The sequence below is a fragment of the Lentzea sp. NPDC004789 genome, from assembly GCF_053601075.1.
The window spans coordinates 33,229-51,770 of the sequence record NZ_JBSGBE010000014.1 but is presented as its reverse complement, the minus strand read 5'-3'; the positions used below and the strand labels follow the sequence as shown (position 1 = coordinate 51,770).

The 18,542-nt window shown below is 69.4% G+C and carries 19 protein-coding genes; 8 read left to right on the top strand and 11 right to left on the bottom strand.

Features of this window, described 5'->3' with window-relative positions; genetic code table 11:
• The first annotated feature begins 81 nt into the window (after positions 1–81).
• Positions 82–675 carry a DedA family protein gene (locus ACWEIJ_RS28825; protein ID WP_449840374.1) on the top strand — a complete coding sequence of 198 codons (594 nt, stop codon included), beginning with the start codon at positions 82–84 and terminating at the stop codon, positions 673–675.
• Here ACWEIJ_RS28825 and ACWEIJ_RS28820 read toward each other — a convergent pair.
• Both ACWEIJ_RS28820 and ACWEIJ_RS28815 read right to left on the bottom strand, forming a co-directional pair.
• Entirely contained in the window at positions 582–1,808 is a 1,227-nt protein-coding gene (locus ACWEIJ_RS28820; RefSeq protein ID WP_449840373.1) for an MFS transporter, read from the bottom strand. The two genes, ACWEIJ_RS28825 and ACWEIJ_RS28820, sit on opposite strands and share 94 nt — an antisense overlap.
• Positions 1,809–1,952: 144 nt before the next feature.
• On the bottom strand, positions 1,953–2,651 hold the full coding sequence (locus ACWEIJ_RS28815) for a carbonic anhydrase family protein (RefSeq protein ID WP_449840372.1): 699 nt from the start codon (positions 2,649–2,651) through the stop codon (positions 1,953–1,955).
• Positions 2,652–2,805: 154 nt separating this feature from the next.
• On the opposite strand from ACWEIJ_RS28815, the gene ACWEIJ_RS28810 reads away from it, so the two are divergent.
• Positions 2,806–4,083, top strand: a complete 1,278-nt coding sequence (locus tag ACWEIJ_RS28810; RefSeq protein ID WP_449840371.1) for a serine hydrolase domain-containing protein — start codon at positions 2,806–2,808, stop codon at positions 4,081–4,083.
• Between the two features lie 100 nt (positions 4,084–4,183).
• Positions 4,184–4,534 (top strand): MmcQ/YjbR family DNA-binding protein, encoded by a 351-nt coding sequence (locus ACWEIJ_RS28805; protein ID WP_449840370.1) that lies wholly within the window; start codon positions 4,184–4,186, stop codon positions 4,532–4,534.
• On the opposite strand, the gene ACWEIJ_RS28800 is transcribed toward ACWEIJ_RS28805, so the two are convergent.
• A complete protein-coding gene (locus tag ACWEIJ_RS28800) occupies positions 4,531–5,397 on the bottom strand; it encodes an MBL fold metallo-hydrolase (RefSeq protein WP_449840369.1) in 867 nt (288 codons plus the stop codon). The genes ACWEIJ_RS28805 and ACWEIJ_RS28800 overlap by 4 nt on opposite strands.
• An 82-nt stretch (positions 5,398–5,479) precedes the next feature.
• Here ACWEIJ_RS28800 and ACWEIJ_RS28795 point away from each other — a divergent pair, with 82 nt between their 5' ends.
• The 3 genes from ACWEIJ_RS28795 to ACWEIJ_RS28785 all read left to right on the top strand — a co-directional run bounded on the left by ACWEIJ_RS28795 (position 5,480) and on the right by ACWEIJ_RS28785 (position 8,320).
• Positions 5,480–6,304, top strand: a complete 825-nt coding sequence (locus ACWEIJ_RS28795; RefSeq protein ID WP_449840368.1) for a LysR family transcriptional regulator — start codon at positions 5,480–5,482, stop codon at positions 6,302–6,304.
• 64 nt (positions 6,305–6,368) lie between these two features.
• A complete protein-coding gene (locus ACWEIJ_RS28790) occupies positions 6,369–7,766 on the top strand; it encodes a fatty acid desaturase (protein ID WP_449840367.1) in 1,398 nt (465 codons plus the stop codon).
• Positions 7,763–8,320 carry a TetR family transcriptional regulator gene (locus ACWEIJ_RS28785; protein ID WP_449840366.1) on the top strand — a complete coding sequence of 186 codons (558 nt, stop codon included), beginning with the start codon at positions 7,763–7,765 and terminating at the stop codon, positions 8,318–8,320. Before ACWEIJ_RS28790 ends, ACWEIJ_RS28785 begins: the two co-directional genes overlap by 4 nt.
• A 15-nt stretch (positions 8,321–8,335) precedes the next feature.
• Here the strand turns inward: ACWEIJ_RS28785 and ACWEIJ_RS28780 are convergent, their stop codons facing one another.
• A complete protein-coding gene (locus tag ACWEIJ_RS28780; protein WP_449840365.1) occupies positions 8,336–8,728 on the bottom strand; it encodes a hypothetical protein in 393 nt (130 codons plus the stop codon).
• A gap of 162 nt (positions 8,729–8,890) precedes the next feature.
• On the opposite strand from ACWEIJ_RS28780, the gene ACWEIJ_RS28775 reads away from it, so the two are divergent.
• A complete protein-coding gene (locus ACWEIJ_RS28775; protein WP_449840364.1) occupies positions 8,891–10,255 on the top strand; it encodes an alpha-amylase in 1,365 nt (454 codons plus the stop codon).
• 7 nt (positions 10,256–10,262) lie between these two features.
• On the opposite strand, the gene ACWEIJ_RS28770 is transcribed toward ACWEIJ_RS28775, so the two are convergent.
• On the bottom strand, positions 10,263–10,793 hold the full coding sequence (locus tag ACWEIJ_RS28770; protein WP_449840363.1) for a class I SAM-dependent methyltransferase: 531 nt from the start codon (positions 10,791–10,793) through the stop codon (positions 10,263–10,265).
• Between the two features lie 89 nt (positions 10,794–10,882).
• On the opposite strand from ACWEIJ_RS28770, the gene ACWEIJ_RS28765 reads away from it, so the two are divergent.
• Entirely contained in the window at positions 10,883–12,058 is a 1,176-nt protein-coding gene (locus tag ACWEIJ_RS28765; protein WP_449840362.1) for an SGNH/GDSL hydrolase family protein, read from the top strand.
• Positions 12,059–12,063: 5 nt separating this feature from the next.
• Here ACWEIJ_RS28765 and ACWEIJ_RS28760 read toward each other — a convergent pair whose 3' ends face one another.
• From ACWEIJ_RS28760 to ACWEIJ_RS28735, 6 genes are all read right to left on the bottom strand, one after another.
• Positions 12,064–12,993 (bottom strand): LamG-like jellyroll fold domain-containing protein, encoded by a 930-nt coding sequence (locus tag ACWEIJ_RS28760; RefSeq protein WP_449840361.1) that lies wholly within the window; start codon positions 12,991–12,993, stop codon positions 12,064–12,066.
• Positions 12,993–15,032 (bottom strand): PQQ-dependent sugar dehydrogenase, encoded by a 2,040-nt coding sequence (locus ACWEIJ_RS28755; RefSeq protein WP_449840360.1) that lies wholly within the window; start codon positions 15,030–15,032, stop codon positions 12,993–12,995. Before ACWEIJ_RS28755 ends, ACWEIJ_RS28760 begins: the two co-directional genes overlap by 1 nt.
• Positions 15,033–15,171: 139 nt before the next feature.
• The gene (locus ACWEIJ_RS28750; RefSeq protein ID WP_449840359.1) at positions 15,172–15,951 is read right to left on the bottom strand and encodes an ABC transporter ATP-binding protein; all 780 of its coding nucleotides are present in this window, start codon (positions 15,949–15,951) and stop codon (positions 15,172–15,174) included.
• Positions 15,948–16,946 carry an ABC transporter substrate-binding protein gene (locus tag ACWEIJ_RS28745; protein ID WP_449840358.1) on the bottom strand — a complete coding sequence of 333 codons (999 nt, stop codon included), beginning with the start codon at positions 16,944–16,946 and terminating at the stop codon, positions 15,948–15,950. Before ACWEIJ_RS28745 ends, ACWEIJ_RS28750 begins: the two co-directional genes overlap by 4 nt.
• Entirely contained in the window at positions 16,943–17,764 is an 822-nt protein-coding gene (locus tag ACWEIJ_RS28740; protein WP_449840357.1) for an ABC transporter permease, read from the bottom strand. Before ACWEIJ_RS28740 ends, ACWEIJ_RS28745 begins: the two co-directional genes overlap by 4 nt.
• A gap of 74 nt (positions 17,765–17,838) precedes the next feature.
• Entirely contained in the window at positions 17,839–18,540 is a 702-nt protein-coding gene (locus ACWEIJ_RS28735) for a phytanoyl-CoA dioxygenase family protein (RefSeq protein ID WP_449840356.1), read from the bottom strand.
• Between the last annotated feature and the right edge of the window lie 2 nt (positions 18,541–18,542).

Sequence of the window (18,542 nt, the reverse complement as noted above, 5' to 3'; positions counted from 1 at the left end):
TGGGTCACGGGTTGGAGCCCAGGTGGAGATCCGTCTCCACCCACGGGTTGAGGGGTGGGGCAAAACGGGTAGATCACGTGCATGGAGTGGATCACTGCGCTGATGGAGGCGCTGGGCTCGCCCGGCGCGGGACTGGCGGTGGCGCTGGAGAACCTGTTCCCGCCGGTGCCGAGCGAGGTGATCCTGCCGCTGGCGGGGTTCACCGCGGGTCAGGGCAGGATCTCGCTGCTCGCCGCGATCCTGTGGACCACCGCGGGATCGGTCGCCGGCGCGCTGGTGCTGTACGGCGCGGGTGCCTGGCTCGGGCTCGACCGGGTGCGGCGGATCGCGGACCGGCTGCCGTTCGTCTCCGTGTCCGATGTGGACAAAGCCGACGCGTGGTTCGACCGGCACGGCAACGCCGCCGTGTTCGCCGGGCGGATGGTGCCGGTGGTGCGGAGCCTGATCTCCGTCCCCGCCGGGGTGTCCGGGATGCCGATCGTGAAGTTCACCCTCTACACCGCGGCGGGCAGCCTGGTGTGGAACACCGCGCTGATCCTCACCGGCTACGCGCTCGGCGAGAACTGGGAGCTGGTGGACCGCTACCTGGGCTGGGTCTCCACGGCCGTGCTCGCCGCGCTGGCCATCGCCATCGTCCGGTTCGTGGTCTCCCGCGTGAAGGCGCGCCGCTCGTAGACCATCGACGCGGCCGCGATCGCCAGTCCTGCCAGCGAAAGCGCGACGCCGACCCACGCGGTGGAGGTGTAGCCCCAGCCCGCCGCGATCGCCAGGCCGCCGAGCCACGCGCCCGCGCCGTTGGCGACGTTGAGCGACGAGTGGTTCGACGACGACGCGAGCGAGGGCGCGTCCGGCGAGGCGTCCATCAGCCGGATCTGCAGGGCCGCGGCCAGGATCTGGACGACGAACCCGAGCAGGAACAGGAAGAGGAACATGAACACCGGCACGGTCGCGGTGAGTCCGAAGAGGACCAGGATCAGGCAGACCGCGACCAGGCCGCCGAACACCGAGCCCATCGCCGACCGGTCCACGAACCGGCCGCCGAACGTCGCGCCGAGCGTCATGCCCAGCCCGAACACGGCCAGCATCCACGGCACCGCACCGGCCGGCAGCCCGGCGACCTCGGTGGTCAGCGGGGCGACGTAGGAGTACACGGCGAACATGCCGCCGAAGCCGATCATGCCGGTGAAGATCGCGAACCACACCGTGGGCCGGCCGAACGCGCGGACCTCGCCCTTCATCGACGCACCCTCGACCGCGGGCACCCGCGGCACCCACGCCGCGATGGCCGCCGCCGTCACCAGCGCGATCACCGCGACCGCCAGGTACGCCGTGCGCCAGCCGATCTGCTGCCCCGCGGCCGTCGCGAGCGGTACGCCCACGAGGTTCGCCACGGTCAGACCGACCATCACGCGCGCAACGGCCGTGCCGCGCCGTTCGGGGGCAACCAGCGTCGCCGCCACCACCGCCGCGATGCCGAAGAACGCGCCGTGCGGCAGTCCGGCGACGAACCGCGACACGAGCAGAAGCGTCTTGTCCTGAGCCGCGGCGGACAGCCCGTTGCCCAGCGCCACGGCGAGCATCAGCCCGATGAGCATGCCTTTGCGCGGCAGCTTCGCCCCGAGCACCGCGATCAACGGCGCGCCGACGACGACTCCGGCGGCGTAGAGGCTGATGGCGTGGCCGGCCTCGTAGTCCGGGATCTGGAAGGTCGCCGCGATCTGGGGCAGCAGCCCCATCGTCGCGAACTCGGTCGTACCGATGCCGAACCCGCCGAGCGCGAGCGCGGTCATGGCGCGGGTCGTGTTCAAGGCTTCCCCAGACTGACGACTAGTTAGCTTCCGAAACGATTTTACGTCCTTTCTGACGCGCTTCAGAAGACTTCCCGGCGGTGCCGCTGCTCACAGCACGATGAAGGGCCCCTTCCTGCCCGGGACCCTTCATCGAGAACCGGATCAGATGAACGGCACCTCGACGAGGGTCCGCCCGTTGAGCGGCTGCGTCGCACGGGCGTTGCCCGCCGTGAACAACCCCTTGAAGCGCGCGATGGTCGCCGCCGTCACGTGCTGCTCGCCCGTGAGGTACCACTCGACGCCCTCGGTGAACGGCGCCGTGGTGAGCGAACCGGTGTAGTGCAGCGTCTCGTGACCGTACGCCGGCAGCAGCCGGTTGAGGTCGATCGGCGCGATCTCGACCGGCGTCCCGCACTCAGGTGCGAGCGTGGCCAGCACGTCGTCCACGACCGAGTGCGCGCCGACGACCAGCGGAACGCCGATCACCAGCAGCTTGCCCTCCGCACTGCGGTGGACGAGGTGCATCTCCAGCGGCGTGCCGTGCCCGCCGAACTGGTGCTCGGACGGGGTGTGGAAGTGGAACTGCACCAGGTCGTACCGGGTGCCGGCGACGGTGACGTGCCCGGAACCGGGCGCGACGTCCGCCTCCTCGGTCTCCTCGTGGTCACGGGTCGTGCAGCCGTCCGGCTTCGCCGCGTCCTTGCGGATGTACTTCAGCTCCAGCGCGGAGTGCCCGTACGAGACGTCGAGCGCGGGCGCGTGCGGGTCGAACCGGATGGCGCCGGGCGTGACGTTGACGGGACTCTGCTTCGGCGTGACCGACTCGGCCGGGCCGGCCGCCAAGAAGGACGCGGCGAGCACTGCGGATAACAGAGCCGGAAGGGAGCGTCTTAAGTTCATTGGCCCACTTTTCACCCGATCGAGTGAAAAGGGGACGCGAGTGTGGTCTCGCTCTCACCATTCCGGAATTCACACCGGTCTCAATTGGCCTTCCGCCTCGGTAGGGTCCTTTTCCATGGGGTGGAACCTGACCGAACTCGTTGCGCGGCACCAGGTGCCGGGCGCGCAGGTCGCAGTGCTGGCCAACGGCGAAATCGAGGAACACTCAGCGGGCGTGCTGAACCTCCGGACAGGAGTCGAGACGACGCCGGACTCGGTGTTCCAGATCGGTTCGATCACGAAGATCTGGACCTCGACTTTGGCACAGCGGTTGGTGAACGAAGGCGCGCTGGACCTCGATTGTCCGATTCGTAGGTATTTGCCAGATTTTCAACTGAGCGATCCTCACGCCGCGGAGTCCGTCACCGCCAGGCACCTGCTCACCCACACGAACGGCGTCGACGGCAACCTCTTCACCGACACCGGCGTCTCCGACGACGCCGTCGCGAAGTTCGTCGCCACCCTGCGCACCGCCGACCAGCTCTTCCCACCCGGCACGATGTTCTCCTACAGCAACACCGGGTTCACCGTCCTCGGCCGCGTCGTCGAGGTGCTGCGCGGCAAGCCCTTCCACGACGTGCTGCGCGAGGAGCTCGTCACCCCGCTCGGCCTGAAAACCGTCTCCACCAACGCCTACGACGCGATCCTGCACCGCGCGGCCGTCGGCCACGAACTCGTCAACGGCACGCTCGCGCCGGTCAAGACGTGGGCACTCGCCTACTCCAACGCCCCGTGCGGCGCCCAACTGGCCATGAGCGCCCACGACCTGCTGACGTTCGTCCGCCTGCACCTGACCGACTTCGCCGAACTGCGCGAACCCCAGGTCACCGTGCCCCCGAACCTCGGCGCGCCGCGCTGGGGACTCGGCTGGATGCTCCACGGTGACGGCGTCGTCGGCCACACCGGCACCACCATCGGCCAGAAGGCCTTCCTGCGCGTGGTCCCGTCGAAGGGCGTCGCCGTCGCGGTGCTGACCAACGGCCTCGGCGGCGCCCCGCTCGCCCACGAGGTCATCACCCACACCCTGCGCGACCTGGCGGGCGTCGACACGCCACCGCGCCCCACCCCGCCGGCGGACCCCGCACCGGCCGAGGACTGGATGTGCGGCACGTACCGCGGCACGAAGGTCGACTACGTGCTGAGCCGCGAAGGCGACCGCGCGTTCCTCGACTACCTCTTCCGCGACGGCGAGGAAGCGCACGACCGCATGGAGGTCGTCCGCTTCGACGACCACTCGATCATCACGCGAGAACCGGAGTTCGGCACGCACTACGTCGCCACGTTCGTCGGCCGCGACGACGAAGGCCGCGCGAAGTTCCTCCACAACATCAACGCGTTGCCCAGGATCGAGTGATGGACCTGACCGAGCCGATCGCGAAGCCCCTGATCGGTTCCGACGCGCACGGCCGCGCGAACCACCTGCACAACGGCGCCGCGGCGTACAGGATTGCCTGATGGTCACCGTCGCCGACATCCGTGCCGTGGCACTGTCGTTGCCGCGCACCACCGAACACCTGATCCGCGACCGCGTGAAGTTCCGCGTGGGCCGGATCGTCTACGCGGCGCTGTCACGCGACGAGACCGTGCTCGGCTTCGGCTACCCGCGCGAGGAACGCGAGGCGCTGGTCGCGAGCGACCCGGTCAAGTTCGCGTTCCCGAGCCGGTCCGACATGCGGTTCCAGTGGGTGCACGCCTCGATGGCCGAGCTGGACGTCGAGGAGATGACCGAGCTCGTCGTCGGGGCCTGGACGATGTGTGTGCCCAAGAAGGTCATCCGCGAGCACCTGGGCGAGGATCATCTTTAGTCAACACTGAAATTACAGAAGCAACCGACCCCGCGCTCGATCCACTCCTGCCCGGTCCACTCCGGATACCGCTCGACCAGCACCGCCCGCACCTCCGCGGCGACATCGGCCGAGTCGCGACGGCGCCACGTCTCGTCCCGCAGTTCGCGCAGGTAGTCCCGCACCTCCGCCAGCACCTCGGGACCACCGACCGTCCCGTGACCGGGAACGACGATCCGCGGCGCGGACGCGACCAACCGGTCCATCACCTCGATCCAGCCCACCCCGGAGACGTCGGTGTCGTGCGGAGGGAACCACGGGAAGATCGCGAACTGACCGGTCTCGGCCAGGTCGCCGGTGAACAGCACGCCCGCGTCCGGCACCTCGACCACCTGGTCCCCCAGCGTGTGCCCGCGCCCGGTGGGCCTGAGCACCACCGAGCGGCCACCGAGGTCGAGCGTGCGCACGCCGTCGAACACCTCGTCCGGCACCGGTACGGACACGTCCGCCAGCCGGTCGGCCACCGCGCCGCCGAACCCGCGGAACATCTCCAGGTAGGCCGCGCCCTTGCGGTCGAGATCCAGCGCCTGCGCCCGGTTCACCACGTAGGAGCCGGCGAACGCCGAAGCCCCGAACGCGTGCTCCGGGTGGAAGTGCGTCGTCGTCAGGTGGATCCGCCGGCCGCGTGCGATCTCGGTCGCGAACGCGAGCACCTCCGAGGCGTTGGCGACGCCGAGGCCGGTGTCCACCACCAGGACGGCGTCGGTGCCACCGATGACACCGATGTTGGGCACGAGGCCGACGTGCTCGTTCGGGATCACCACGACATCAGGGGCCACCTCGACGGCACCGGAAACCTGGACGACCGGGTCAGGAAGGTTCATGCCCCAACTCCACCGCCGGACCCCACCCGCCGTCCAAGACCATGTCGGCACAGCCGATACCGGACGCGTATCGTGCCTGGTCATGGAGCTGCGGACCCTGCGTTATTTCGTCGCGGTCGCCGAGGAGCTGCACTTCGGCCGCGCCGCCCGGCGACTGCACCTGAGCCAGCCGCCGCTGAGCCGGGCGATCAAACACCTCGAAGCCGACCTCGGCGTCACGCTGCTGCACCGGTCCCCCGCCGGCGTCACGCTCACCGAACCCGGCCGGACCCTGTTGCACGAAGCCAAGATCCTGCTCGACCACGCAGACCGCATCCGCACGACACTCGCGCGCGGGACGCTCACCGTCGGCCTCCTCTCCGACCGCGGCGCCGCCCGGATCGCCGCCGCGTTCCGGCGCGACCACCCCCACGTCGAGATCCGCGTCCGCGAGGCGGACCTGACCGACCCCACCTGCGGCCTGCGCACCAACCAGGTCGACGTCGCCCTGACGCGCGGCCCGTTCGACACGCGAGGCCTGAAAACCCTGGTGCTGCGCGAAGATCCGGTCGGCGCGGTACTGCGCGCGGACGACCCGCTCGCCCGGCGCGACCACCTCACCAGCGCCGACCTGGCCGACCGCACGTGGTTCCAGTTCCCGGAAGGCACCGACGAGATCTGGCAGAGCTACTGGAACGGCGGCCGGCCGCGCACTGGACCGGTCGTCCGCGCGGTGCAGGAGTGCGTGCAGTCGGTGCTGTGGAACGGAACCGTCGGCCTGGCGCCGCTCGGCCACGACCTCGGCGAGCTGAAGGTCGTGCCGCTCACCGACCTGCCGCCCAGTCCCGTCGTCGTCGCCTGGGTCCGGGACGACCCGCTCACCAGGGCGTTCGTGAAGGCCGCGAAGCAGGTGTCACTTTACATCTGACGCCCACTTGTCAAACCGGCTTTACATCTCCTACCGTTTTGTCAAGGCAACGGGAGGAGCGGTGATGACGGGCACTGTCACAGCGAGCTCGACCGAGCAGTGGAAGGACCGCAAGCGCTACCTGTGGCTGATCGGCCTGGTGGTCCCGTCGCTCGCCTTCGCGGCACTGGGGCTGCACGCGCTCACCGGCTGGGGCGTGTGGCTGTGGACCGGGCCGATCGTGGTGCTGGTGATCGTTCCCGTCATCGACCTGCTGGCCGGGCTGGACCGCTCCAACCCGCCGGACGAGCTGATCGAGGCCCTGGAGCAGGACCGCTACTACCGCTGGATCACGTTCCTCTTCCTGCCGATCCAGTACGCGGGCTTCGCGGTGGCGTTCCACACGATCGCGACCGGCGGTCTATCCGTTGTGGACAAGATCGGACTCGCGGTGTCGATCGGCGCCATCGGCGGCATCGGCATCAACACCGCGCACGAGCTGGGGCACAAGAAGGAGAGCCACGAGCGCTGGCTGTCCAAGATCGCGCTGGCGCAGAGCTTCTACGGCCACTTCTACATCGAGCACAACCGCGGCCACCACGTGCGCGTCGCGACGCCGGAGGACCCCGCGAGCGCGCGGGTCGGCGAGAGCTTCTACCGGTTCTGGCCGCGCACCGTCGCCGGGTCGGTGAAAAGCGCGTGGCGGCTGGAGAAGAAGCGCTACGGCCGCCGCGACCGCCACCCGTGGCGCATCGGCAACGACGTGCTCAACGCGTGGCTGATGTCGGCGGTGCTGTGGGGCGCGATGATCTGGTGGCTCGGCCCGGGCATCCTGCCGTACCTGGTGTTGCAGGCCGTGGTCGGCTTCTCGTTGCTGGAAGTCGTGAACTACATGGAGCACTACGGCATGCTGCGGCAGAAGGTCGGCGTCCCCGGCCGGGTCCGGTACGAGCGGGTGAACCCCAGCCACAGCTGGAACTCCAACAACATCGCCACGAACGTCCTGCTGTACCACCTGCAGCGGCACAGCGACCACCACGCGAACCCCGTGCGCCGCTACCAGACGCTGCGGGACTTCGCGGAGTCGCCGGTGCTGCCCACCGGGTACGCGGGCATGATCCTGCTCGCGCTGGTGCCGCCGTTGTGGCGCCGCGTCATGGACCCGCGGGTGCTCGCCCACTTCGACGGCGACATCAGCCGCGCGAACATCCACCCGCCACAACGCGAGAAGGTCCTCGCCCGCTACCCGCGGCCGGCCGCCCCCACCCGCTCTCAGTCCACTGAGGACATCGCGGAGATGCTCGACGGGCGTGCCGCAGGTGGCCGCTGCCCGGGTTGCGGCTACGTTTACGACGCCGCGGTCGGTGCGCCCCGCGAGGGGTTCCCGGCGGGAACGCCGTGGTCGGCCGTCCCCGACTCCTGGTGCTGCCCCGACTGCGGAGTGCGGGAAAAGGTCGACTTCGCACCCATCGGAGCCCCATGACACCACTGCGCGACGCGATCCTGTCGGTCACCGCCAAGCTCATCACCGACCAGGGCTGGCAGGCCGTCACCATGGCGCGCCTGGCCGCCGAGCTGGGCGTGAGCCGGCAGACCGTCTACAACGAGGTGGGTGCCAAGCCCCAGCTGGCCGAAGCGGTCGTGCTCGCCGAGCTCGACCGCTTCCTCACCGTGGTCACCGCCGCGTTCGACGAACACCCCGGCGACGTGCTCGAAGCCATCCGCGCGGCCGTGCGGAACGTGCTGGAACTCGCGCAGGGCAACGCCTTGCTGCACGCCGTGGTCTCCGCGACGCACGGCGCGAACACCGAACTCCTGCCGTTGCTCACCACCCACACCGAGGGCCTGCTGGACGCGGCGAAGGCCGTGGTGTCGCGATGCCTGCGGACCTACGCGCTGTCACTCGGCGGCCACGAGCTGGACATCGCGATCGACCTGATCGTCCGGCACGTGCTCAGCCACGTGATGCAGCCGTCGGGCTCCCCGACCGCGACGGCCGACGCGGTGACGTGGGCGGCCGCGAAGCTGCTGGCCTGAAGCAGGCAGGCCCCGTCAGAAGTCGTCGCCGCTCGTCAGCTCGTGCTCGATCGCGTCGGCACGGGCGACCAGCAGGGTGAGCGGCCGCTCGAACTCCTCGCGGATGCTCAGGTCCTCCAGCGGCGCCGTGTGCTTGAGCAGCGCGAGGCCGTCCACGACCGCCGCACCACCGAGCTCCGGCGCGCCGGCCAGCTCCAGGAACCGGCGGAGGTCGACCTCGTCGGCCCGGCCGACGGGTGAGGAGATCTCCACCCACTCCTGGCCGTCCAGGTCGGGCAGGTGGTGCACGGACACCTGCTGAGTCCGCTCACCGGCCAGGTCCAGCCGGAAGCGCAACCAGTCAGCGGTCTCCTCCAGCACCTCGTACCGGAGCCGCACGTAGTTGATCACATCGAGCCACGACGTCACGCCGCTACCGTAGCGCCCGCGAGCGCGCGGACACGTGCGAATCACCGGCATTCCACTGTGGACCGGCCGGACGAATTCGGCCCGAAAGTTCTTGCAACCCCTCCCGGCGGACGCCACCGGCTGGTACGACCGGGTGAAGCATCCCTGCGGCAAGGAGACAACGTGGTTTCCTCGGCTCTTCGCGCCCTGCTGGTGGCCGTCCTGGTCACCGGCCTGTGCGCACCTGTGCAAACTTTTGCGGCACCACCGGGCAACAAGGACGTCACCGTCACCCTGTTCCAGTGGCCGTTCACCCGAGTGGCCTCGGAGTGCACCGGCGTGCTGGGCCCCAAGGGCTACGGCTACGTGGAGGTGTCCCCTGCCACCGAACACGTCCAGGGCCCCCAGTGGTGGACCTCCTACCAGCCGGTCAGCTACTCCGTCGCCGGCCGCCTCGGTGACGAGACCGCGTTCCGGAACATGATCACCACCTGCCACCAGGCGGGCGTCAAGGTCATCGCCGACGCGGTGGTCAACCACATGAGCGCCGGATCTGGCACCGGCACCGGCGGTTCGAGCTACTCGAAGTACAACTACCCCGGCCTGTACAGCGACTGGGACTTCCACTCGTGCCGCACGGCCATCACGAACTACCAGGACCGGTCCAACGTCCAGAACTGCGAACTGGTCCAGCTGTCCGATCTCGACACCGGCAGCGACTACGTGCGCGGCGCGATCGCCGGCTACCTGAACCGGCTGATCGGCATGGGCGTGGACGGGTTCCGGATCGACGCGGCCAAGCACATCGCCGCCGCCGACCTCGCCGCGATCAAGGCCAAGCTGACCGACCCGAACGTCTTCTGGGTGCACGAGGTCATCTACGGTGCCGGTGAAGCCGTGCAGCCGGGCGAGTACACCGGTTCCGGTGACGTGGACGAGTTCCGCTACGCCTACGACCTGAAGCGGATCTTCCTCAGCGAACGGCTCGCCTACCTGCGCACGTTCGGCCAGTCGTGGGGCTACCTGCCCAGCGGCCAGGCCAGGGCGTTCGTCGACAACTGGGACACCGAGCGCAACGGTTCCACGTTGTCGTACAAGGACAACTCGACCTACACGCTGGCCAACGTGTTCATGCTCGCCTGGAACTACGGCTCGCCGCAGGTGTACTCGGGCTACGAGTTCACCGACAAGGACGCGGGCCCTCCCGGCAACTCGGTGTGCTTCAGCGGCTGGAAGTGCCAGCACGTGTGGACGCAGATCGCGAACATGGTCGCGTTCCGCAACACCGTCGCCGGCACCGACGTGACGAACTGGTGGGACAACGGCTACCAGGCCATCGCGTTCGGCCGCGGCAACAAGGGCTTCGTCGCGATCAACCGGGAGACCTTCGCGGTGACGCAGACGTTCCAGACCTCGCTGCCCGCCGGCACCTACTGCAACGTGCAGGAGAACGGCTGCGTCCGCGTCACGGTCGACTCGTCCGGCAGGTTCACCGCCACGCTGGGAGCGGGCACCGCACTCGCGCTGCACGTCAACGCGCGGGGGTGAGCCCAGGTCAGGCCAGGTGGACCGACACGGCGTAGTCGCCGCCGCGGAACTCCTGCCGGTCCCAGGTGGCGAACCGCTCGGCGAGCCGCAGCCCGGCCCGTGCGCAGTGCTCGTCGTACTCCTCTGCCGTGTACCCGCGGTCGAGGCTGAACCCGGCGACGAGCACCTTGCCCACGTGCCGGGCGACCCCCGCCACCAGCCGGTCCTGCGTACCCGGCGCGGTGAACAACGGCACGTTGCCCGCCATGACGACCACGTCGAACGTGCGCCGGAGGTCGAGCTCGGCCAGGTCGGACCGCACCCAGGTGAGGTCCGGTGCCTGCTCGCGGGCGTGCGCCAGCATCGACTCGTCGACGTCCGCGCCGACGACCTCGATGCCGTGCCTGGCCAGCTCGATCGCCACTCGCCCGGTGCCGCAGCCCGCGTCCAGCACGGTCTTCGGCGCGTAGGCGCGCACGAACGCCGCCTCGCCGTGCACGTCCACGCCCGACTCGGCGAGCTCGTCGAACCTGCGCTGGTACTCAGCCCCGTTCCACACAGCCCGCAGCCTAAGCCCTTGCCGGACGCAACCCAGATCCGAAGATCGGCGGCTAGCGCGCCCGCGAGAGCGCTGCCAAGGTCGAGTGCATGACACGCTTCCTGCTGGCAGTGGCGTTGTTCGTGGCGGCAGCCGCACCGGCCCAAGCCGCACCCGCGAGTTGGGTCGGCACCTGGGCCGCCGCACCGTCGTCGGCCGTCCCCGGCACCGACAACGGCTACCCGAACTTCTCGATCCGCAACATCGTGCACGTCAGCGCGGGCGGCCGTGAGCTCCGCGTCCGCCTCTCCAACGCCTACGGCCGCACGCCGATCCAGTTCGGCGCCGTGACCGTGGCCCGCGCGGCCGGCCCGGACACCCCCACCGCGTTGCCCGGCACGATGCGCACCCTGACGTTCGGCGGCTCCCCGTCGATCACCGCCCCACCCGGCGCCGACGTGGTGAGCGACGGCGTGGCCCTGACCGTCCCGGCCGACTCCGACCTCCTGGTCAGCGTCTTCACCCCGTCGCCGGGCGGCCCGGTCACCCACCACCAGCTCACGATGCAGAACTCCTACTTCACCCGCGACGGCGACCACACGGCCGACGAGTCGTCCGCCGCCTTCCGCGAACGCACCACGGCCTGGCACTACCTCTCCGGCGTCGACGTCCGCTCCTCGACGTTGCGCGGTGCCGTCGTGGCCCTCGGCGACTCGATCACCGACGGTGCCAACTCGACCTGGGGCGCGAACCTCCGCTGGCCCGACCAGCTCGCCGACCGCGTCAACACCCGCCTGGGCGTGCTGAACGCGGGCATCAGCGGCAACCGCCTGCTGCTCGACGGCGGATCGGCGGGCCCGAACGCCCTGGCGCGGCTGAACCGCGACGTGCTCACCCAGTCCGGCGTCCGCACGGTCATCGTCTTCGAGGGCATCAACGACATCCAGCAGACCCCGCACGAGACCGACCCGGCGAAGATCATCGCCGCGCTGAAGCAGATCGCCGCCCGCTCGCACGACCGCGGCCTGCGCGTGATCGGCGCGACCATCACGCCGTTCAAGGGCTGGAACAGCTACACCGACGAGCTGGAGTCGGTGCGGCAGGCCGTGAACGTGTTCATCCGCACCGGCGCGGGCTTCGACGCCGTCGTGGACTTCGACGCGGTGATCCGCGATCCGTCCGATCCGCAGCGGATCCGGCCCGACTACGACCAGGGCGACCACCTGCACCCCGGTGACAAGGGGTTCGAGGCGATGGCGAAGGCGGTCCGGCTCGCGACGCTCTGACGGGATCAGCCCCTCATCCAGTGGTACTGCAGGTTCACCTCCCACGGCTGCGCGACGCGGTCGAGGAACATCAGGCTGTCCATCCGGCAGTTGCACGCGTTGCCCTCGCGGGTGTTCTGCGGGTAGCTGCCGCCGATCTTGATCCCGCGCGGGTCGGTGGGCGAGGCCAGGTCCGGCTCGGGCGCGCCTTCGAGCCGCCACGGGTCGCCGGTGACGACGTACCTGCCGGCCAGCGGTTTTCCGTTGCGGTACAGGAGCATCGCGCCGGTGTCGAAGTCGAACGTGGCCGACAGGAACACCCATTCGTCCTGCGGCAGCAGCTTCTGCCAGTCCTCGGTCGCCGCGAACGTCTGCGAGTCGCCGCCGTCGATCCGCCGCCCGAGCGCGACGAGCTTCAGTTCGCCGTCGACCTGGATGAGCTCCAGCAGGGCTCGCACCGCGTGGCCGTTGGAGTCGCCGGACAGCACGCCGGCGAGGCCGATCGCGCCGTAGAAGTCGTTCGGGTCGGCCGAGTTCGAGTTCGGGGCGGGGTTCTGGCCCGTCATCTTCACCCAGCCCATGATCGACGCCTCGCGGGTGCCGTTGAAGGCGTGCAGTGATGGCACGCCGGACTCGCTGTAGAGCCCGGCCTTCCAGTCGTCGTTGCCGGCGACGGTGGGGTTGACCTGCTTGAGCTGCAACGAGTTCCGGCTGCGCCGGAAAGCGCCGTCGCGCACGCGCATGTCGGCGCCGCCGTTGATCAGCGACAACCTGGTGCCGGAGCGGCCGCCGTCCTGTTCGAGGGTCTTGTCGCCGCGCACCGGGTGTTCGAAGTCGTAGTACGACACCAGGTTGCGGGTCAGGGTCGGCAGGACCGTGCCGAACGTGGCCTGTGCCGGTGCGGCGAGGCCCACGCAGAACGCCGCTGCCACACCGAGGACGAACAGTCGTCTCATCACCGCACTCCCTTGCCGTGCACGCGCAGGTCGCGCAGCCTGCCGATGTTGTCGAACGAACCGAAGCCGACGCGGCCGGACGGGAACGTCCTGTCCACGGCGGTCATCAGCGGATAGGGGGAACCGTCCAGGTACACGGCGATCTCGCCGGAGTCGGCGCACTGCTTGACCCGCACGTGGTGCCACGCCGTGTCGCTGACCGCGGGTGGTGCGCCGACGGACCGCGCGGCGTCCCACTGGTGGTCCAGCCGCAGGCGGTCGGCGTTGTTGACGACGAAGATGCCGTTGTGCGGGTAGATCTTGTTGTCGGACGAGAGATGCGCGTAGTAGAACTCGGTGTCGGACCGGTAGCCGAACACGATGATGACGTCCCGGTTCGACTCGGACACCGGGGTGTCCAGGCGCACGGACGCGTCGAGCTGCACCGAGCCGAACTCCGGTCCCTTCTTCAGCACCGCGTACTCGAACGGGCGGCGCGGGCCGGGACGCGGCGCACCCGGCTGGGCCAGCACGACCTCACGGCCGGGGAACTGCCACAGCGCGGGCGTCACGGGCTCCCACGACCGCGCACCCGTGGCCCCGGCGACGAAGTCGTGGCCGGACCGGCAGGAGGCGAACGTGCGCGCCCCGGTCACCTTCCAGATCTTGCCGTTCGCCTTGGCCAGCACGTAGAGCTCGCCGGCGGCGTCCCGGCCGAACCGCAGGTCGACCCGGTTCGGGTCGTTGACCAGCGCCTTCATCGTGGTCAGCTGACCGTCCGCGTAGACCATCATTTCGCGCGTGGCGGCCATCGGTTCGCCGAGACGCATCTCGCGTTCCTCGGCGTAGTAGATGAGCCCCTTCACGCCCTCGCCGTAGATGTACTTGCCGCGCAACGAAGGGATCTTCGCGCCGCGGTAGACGAAGCCGCCCATCAGCGCGTTGCCGCTGTCGGCGCACGGTCGCGCGGTGGCGAGGCGGTTGTGGTCGAACGCCGTGACGGGATAGGTGTAGCCGTACTTCGCGTCGTCCGCGGGCAGCGGGAACACACCGCAGGACGGGTCGCCGCGGCGGAACTCCCAGAAGCCCTCGCGTTCGCTCCAGCCCAGGTTGGCGCCCTTGCGCACCTCGTAGACGGAGTCGACGGCCTTCTCCCCGATGTGGCCGAGGAACATCTTGTGCGAACCGCCGGAGTCCCAGCTGAACCGGTACGGGTCGCGCATGCCGTACGCGTAGATCTCGCCCAGCGCGCCTTCCTCGCGCACGAACGGGTTCGAGCGCGGGATGCCGTACCGGCCGTTCACGCCGTTGTGGCCGGCCGGGTCGATGCGCAGGATCTTGCCCTGCGGTACCGACAAGTCCTGCGGCACGGTCGACTGAACGCCGATGCCGCCGTCACCGGACGCGACGTAGAGCAGGTTGAAGTCCTCGTCCCACCAGTGCGCGTTCGGGTTGAAGCCGATCTCCTGGAACCCGTGGATGAACGACGCGTAACCCACGCGCAGGATCTCGCGATGCGTGCCGGCGAACACGTCGGCGGCAGGGTCGGACGCGGTCCACTCGGTGATCACGCCGTGCACCTGCATGTCCGGCGGTGACGACAGGTCCGGCTTCTTCGACGTCAGCGCGGTGCCGGCCTCGGTGTGCACGGTGTAGAACCTGCCGTTGCGCCGGAAGTCCGGGTGGAACGCCGCGAACCCGAAGCCGCTGCCCAGGCCCTTGTGGTCGTGGAAGTCGGGCCCCACCGCGGCACCCAGGTCCAGGTACGCGTGCTGCACGCCGTGGTCGAGCAGGTAGAGCTTGCCGTTCATGTCCGGTACGAAGAGCCGTCCGGAACCGTCGGGCACCTCGCCGAGGTAGTTGATCCTGTTGTAGCGGCGCAGGCGGGCGTCGGTCGGCGGCAGCACGGGCGTGGACTGCGGCAGCTGCGCGACCTCGGTGAGCTCCAGGCCGATGCCGGACGTGCCGGGCGTGGGCAACGGGTCGGCGATCGGCACGTCCGCCCGGGCCGGCGCGACGGGCACGAACAACGCCGAGAGCACGAAGGTTGTGACCGTCAAACGAGACAACCGTCTGTACATCCCCACCACCCTGTGGGCCAGGCCGTGGCAGCACGGCAGCGGAAAGCGCTTTCCACGCGGCGGCCCGCCCGACTTTACCCACGGGTGACAGCGGTCACAAGGGTTCGGTCAAGTCCTGTCATTCGTGCCCGGTCGCCGCCCCCAGCAGGTCGCGGATGTGCGCGGTCGCCGACGCGAACTCCGGCCGGGCCATCGTCGCGGAGTAGTCGCGCCCGGCGGGCAGGCCGACGTCGATGACCTCCTTGACCAGCGCGGGCCGCTGCGTCAGCACGATCACGCGGTTCGCCAGGTACACCGACTCCGCGATCGAGTGCGTCACGAGCAGCACCGTCGTGCCGGTCTCCCGCCACACCCGGTGCAGCTCGACGTTCATCTGCTCGCGCGTCAACGCGTCCAGCGCGCCGAACGGTTCGTCCATCAGCAGGACGCGCGGCCGGTGCAGCAGCGCGCGGCACAACGCCACGCGCTGCTGCATGCCACCGGACAGCTCGTGCGGCAGGGCGTTCTCGAACCCCGAGAGCCCGGTCATCTCGATCAGCTCGCCGGCCCGCCTGCCCGCCTCGGCTCGGTCCATGCCGCGCATCTCGGCCTGCAGCAGGATGTTCCGGCGCGCCGAACGCCACTCCAGCAACGCCGCCCGCTGGAACACGAACCCGATGTCGTGCCGCGGCCCGCGCACCTGCTCGCCCAGCAGCGTCACCGTGCCCGACGACGGTTTCAGCAGGCCGCACACCAGCTTCAGCAACGTCGACTTGCCGCATCCGGACGGCCCGACGATCGACACGAACTCGCCGGGCGCGACGTCGAGCGACACGCTCTCGATCGCGGTGACCTCCGTGCGCTTCGAGTGGAAGCGCACGGAGACGTCGTTGACCGCGACCGCCGAAGTGGTGCTCATCCTTTGGGGGCCGCGCTTTCTTCCCAGTAGGCCGAAGGTTCCGCGGCCTGCTTGATGATGCCGGTCTTCTGGAACGTGTCGATGGTCTTCTTCCAGTCGTCCGCGGTGTTGACGCCCGGCGCCTTGTCCTTCGTGGCATCGGTGTGCAGCAACGTCAGCGTCGTCCTGAACTGCTCCAGCACCACCGCCGGCGACGGCAGCTGCTCGGCGGCGCCCTTCATCGACTCGGCCGCGGCCTCCGGCGCCTTCTCGGCCGCGCTCCACGCCTCCTGCGTGGCCGCGACCATCTTCTTCACCAGCTCGGGGTCCTTCTGCAGCATCGTCTTCGAGGTCAGCAGCCCGTTGCTGAAGTAGTTGAGGCCGAACTCGGAGAACCGCAGGTACCCGACCTCCTTGCCGGACTTCTCCTTGATCGTCGGCCCCTGGTCGGACGCGAAGCCCAGCAGCACGTCGGTGCGGCCGGAGATCACCGCGGCCATCTTGCCCGCCGGGTCGATGTTCTGGATCGAGACGTCGGACTCCTGCATGCCGTTCTGCCTGAGGAACGCGGGGAAGGTCTTGGTCAGCGCGTCACCGGCGGTCGTGGCGACCGACTTGCCCTTGAGGTCCGCGGGCCTGCTGATGTTCTTCTCGGTGAAGAACTGCACGGACGCGGGCGTGGTCTGCAGGAACACGCCGACGCTCTTCACCGGCACGCCCTGCTCCACGGCGGTGGCGAGCGCGGACGTGTCGGCCCAGCCGAAGTCGGTCTGGCCCGCGCCCGTGGCCTGGACGGTCTTGCCGGAGCCCTGGCCCGCCTGGATCTTCAGCTTGATGCCGTGCCTGTCGAAGATCCCCTGCTTGACGCCGTAGTAGAACGGCGCGTGCTCGCCGTACGGGTACCAGTTGAGGGTGAGGGTGACCTCCTTCGCCGCGCCATCGGCATCAGACGAACCGCCGCTGCAGGCCGCAACCGTCAGCAACGCGGGGAGAAGACCTGCGAACAGTCTCTTCATGATCCGCCTTTCGCGAGAAGGGTTGTGACGGCGGCGCCACGCCTGCTGGAGTGCCACGGCAGCACCAGCTGTTCGGCGAGGTCGAGCAGGAGGAAGAGCAGGATGCCGACGACCGAGATCACGATCAGGCCGGCGAACAGCATCGGGGTGTCCAGGTTGCCGTTGGCCTGCAGGATCACGTAGCCGAGGCCTTCGTTCGAGCCGACGAACTCGCCGACCACGGCACCCGTGACGGCCAGCGTGACGGCGACCTTCAGGCCCGCGAACAGGTGCGGCAGGGCGGCCGGGAAGCGGATCTTCACGAACGTCCTGACCGGGCCACCGCCCATCGTGGCGGCGAGTTCGAGCATCTCGGCGTCGACCGACTTCAGACCGGTGACGGTGGAGATCACGACCGGGAAGAACGCCATCAGCACCGCCACGACCACCTTGGGCTCGAAGCCGAAGCCGAGCCACACGACGAACAGCGGCGCGATCGCGATCTTGGGGATGACCTGCGCGAACAGCAGGATCGGGTAGGCCGTGCTCTCGACCGTCCTGGAGCAGACCATGGCGACCGCGACCAGGACGCCGAGGACGCCCGCGATGGCGAAGCCGAGGATCGTCTCGTACGTGGTCACCCAGGTGTGCGCCGAAAGGTAGGACCACTTGTCCACGAGCAGCTCGAACGTGCGGCCTGGCGACGGCACCAGGTAGGCCTCGACCAGGCCCGTGGCGGTGATGAGGTGCCAGCTCACGAGGCAGGCGGCGAGCAGCGCGACGGGACGCCACGTCCGCTCGACCACACCACGCCAACGGTCCCCCGAAACCGGTTTCACGAAGCCCCCTGGGTCGGAAAGCGCTTTCCCGTACGCTATGGCCGGTCCACTGGCCGGTCAAGGTGGAGGATCGATCAAGCTGGACCGGACCACGGCACGGGCGCGTAGGTGTTGCCGACGTGGTCCCGGCCGCGAGCGAGATAGATCCGATGTTCGCCGGACTTCAGGAAGCGAACCGTCGTCGGCATGTACCGCATGGTGTAGCCGCAGCGCCGGGTCGTGCTGCGGTTCGGCGGGCTGCCGTGCACCAGCATGGCCGAGTGCACGCTGCACGCGCCGCGCTCCAGCTCCACGTCGACCGCGCGCGACTCGTCGACCGAGGTCTCCTGGTTGAAGAACGGGTCGGCTCCACCCGTGTGCTCCACGGCCGCGAGATGGCTGCCGGGAATCACCCGCAGGCAGCCGTTCTCGACCGTCGAGGGGTCGATCGCGAGCCACACGGTGATCGCGTCGCCCGGCGGGTCGATGGTGTCGCGCCAGAAGTGCGCGTCCTGGTGCCACGGCACGGGCTTGCCGTCGCCCGCGGGCTTGCAGATGAAGTGCGACGAGAACAGCGCGATGTCCGGGCCGATCAGCGACTCGACGAGGTCCAGCACGTCCGGGTCGAGCAGCCACTCGAACAGCGCCGGATCGGTCAGGTGCGGCACGTCCATGTGCTCCGGCCGCTCTCCCGCCGGCAGGGCCGCCAGCTTGCGGTCGAAGTGCCGGGCCAGGGCCTCGAACCTGGCCGGGGCCAGCAGGTCGCCGTACGTCTCGTAACCGTCGGTCTGGAACATCT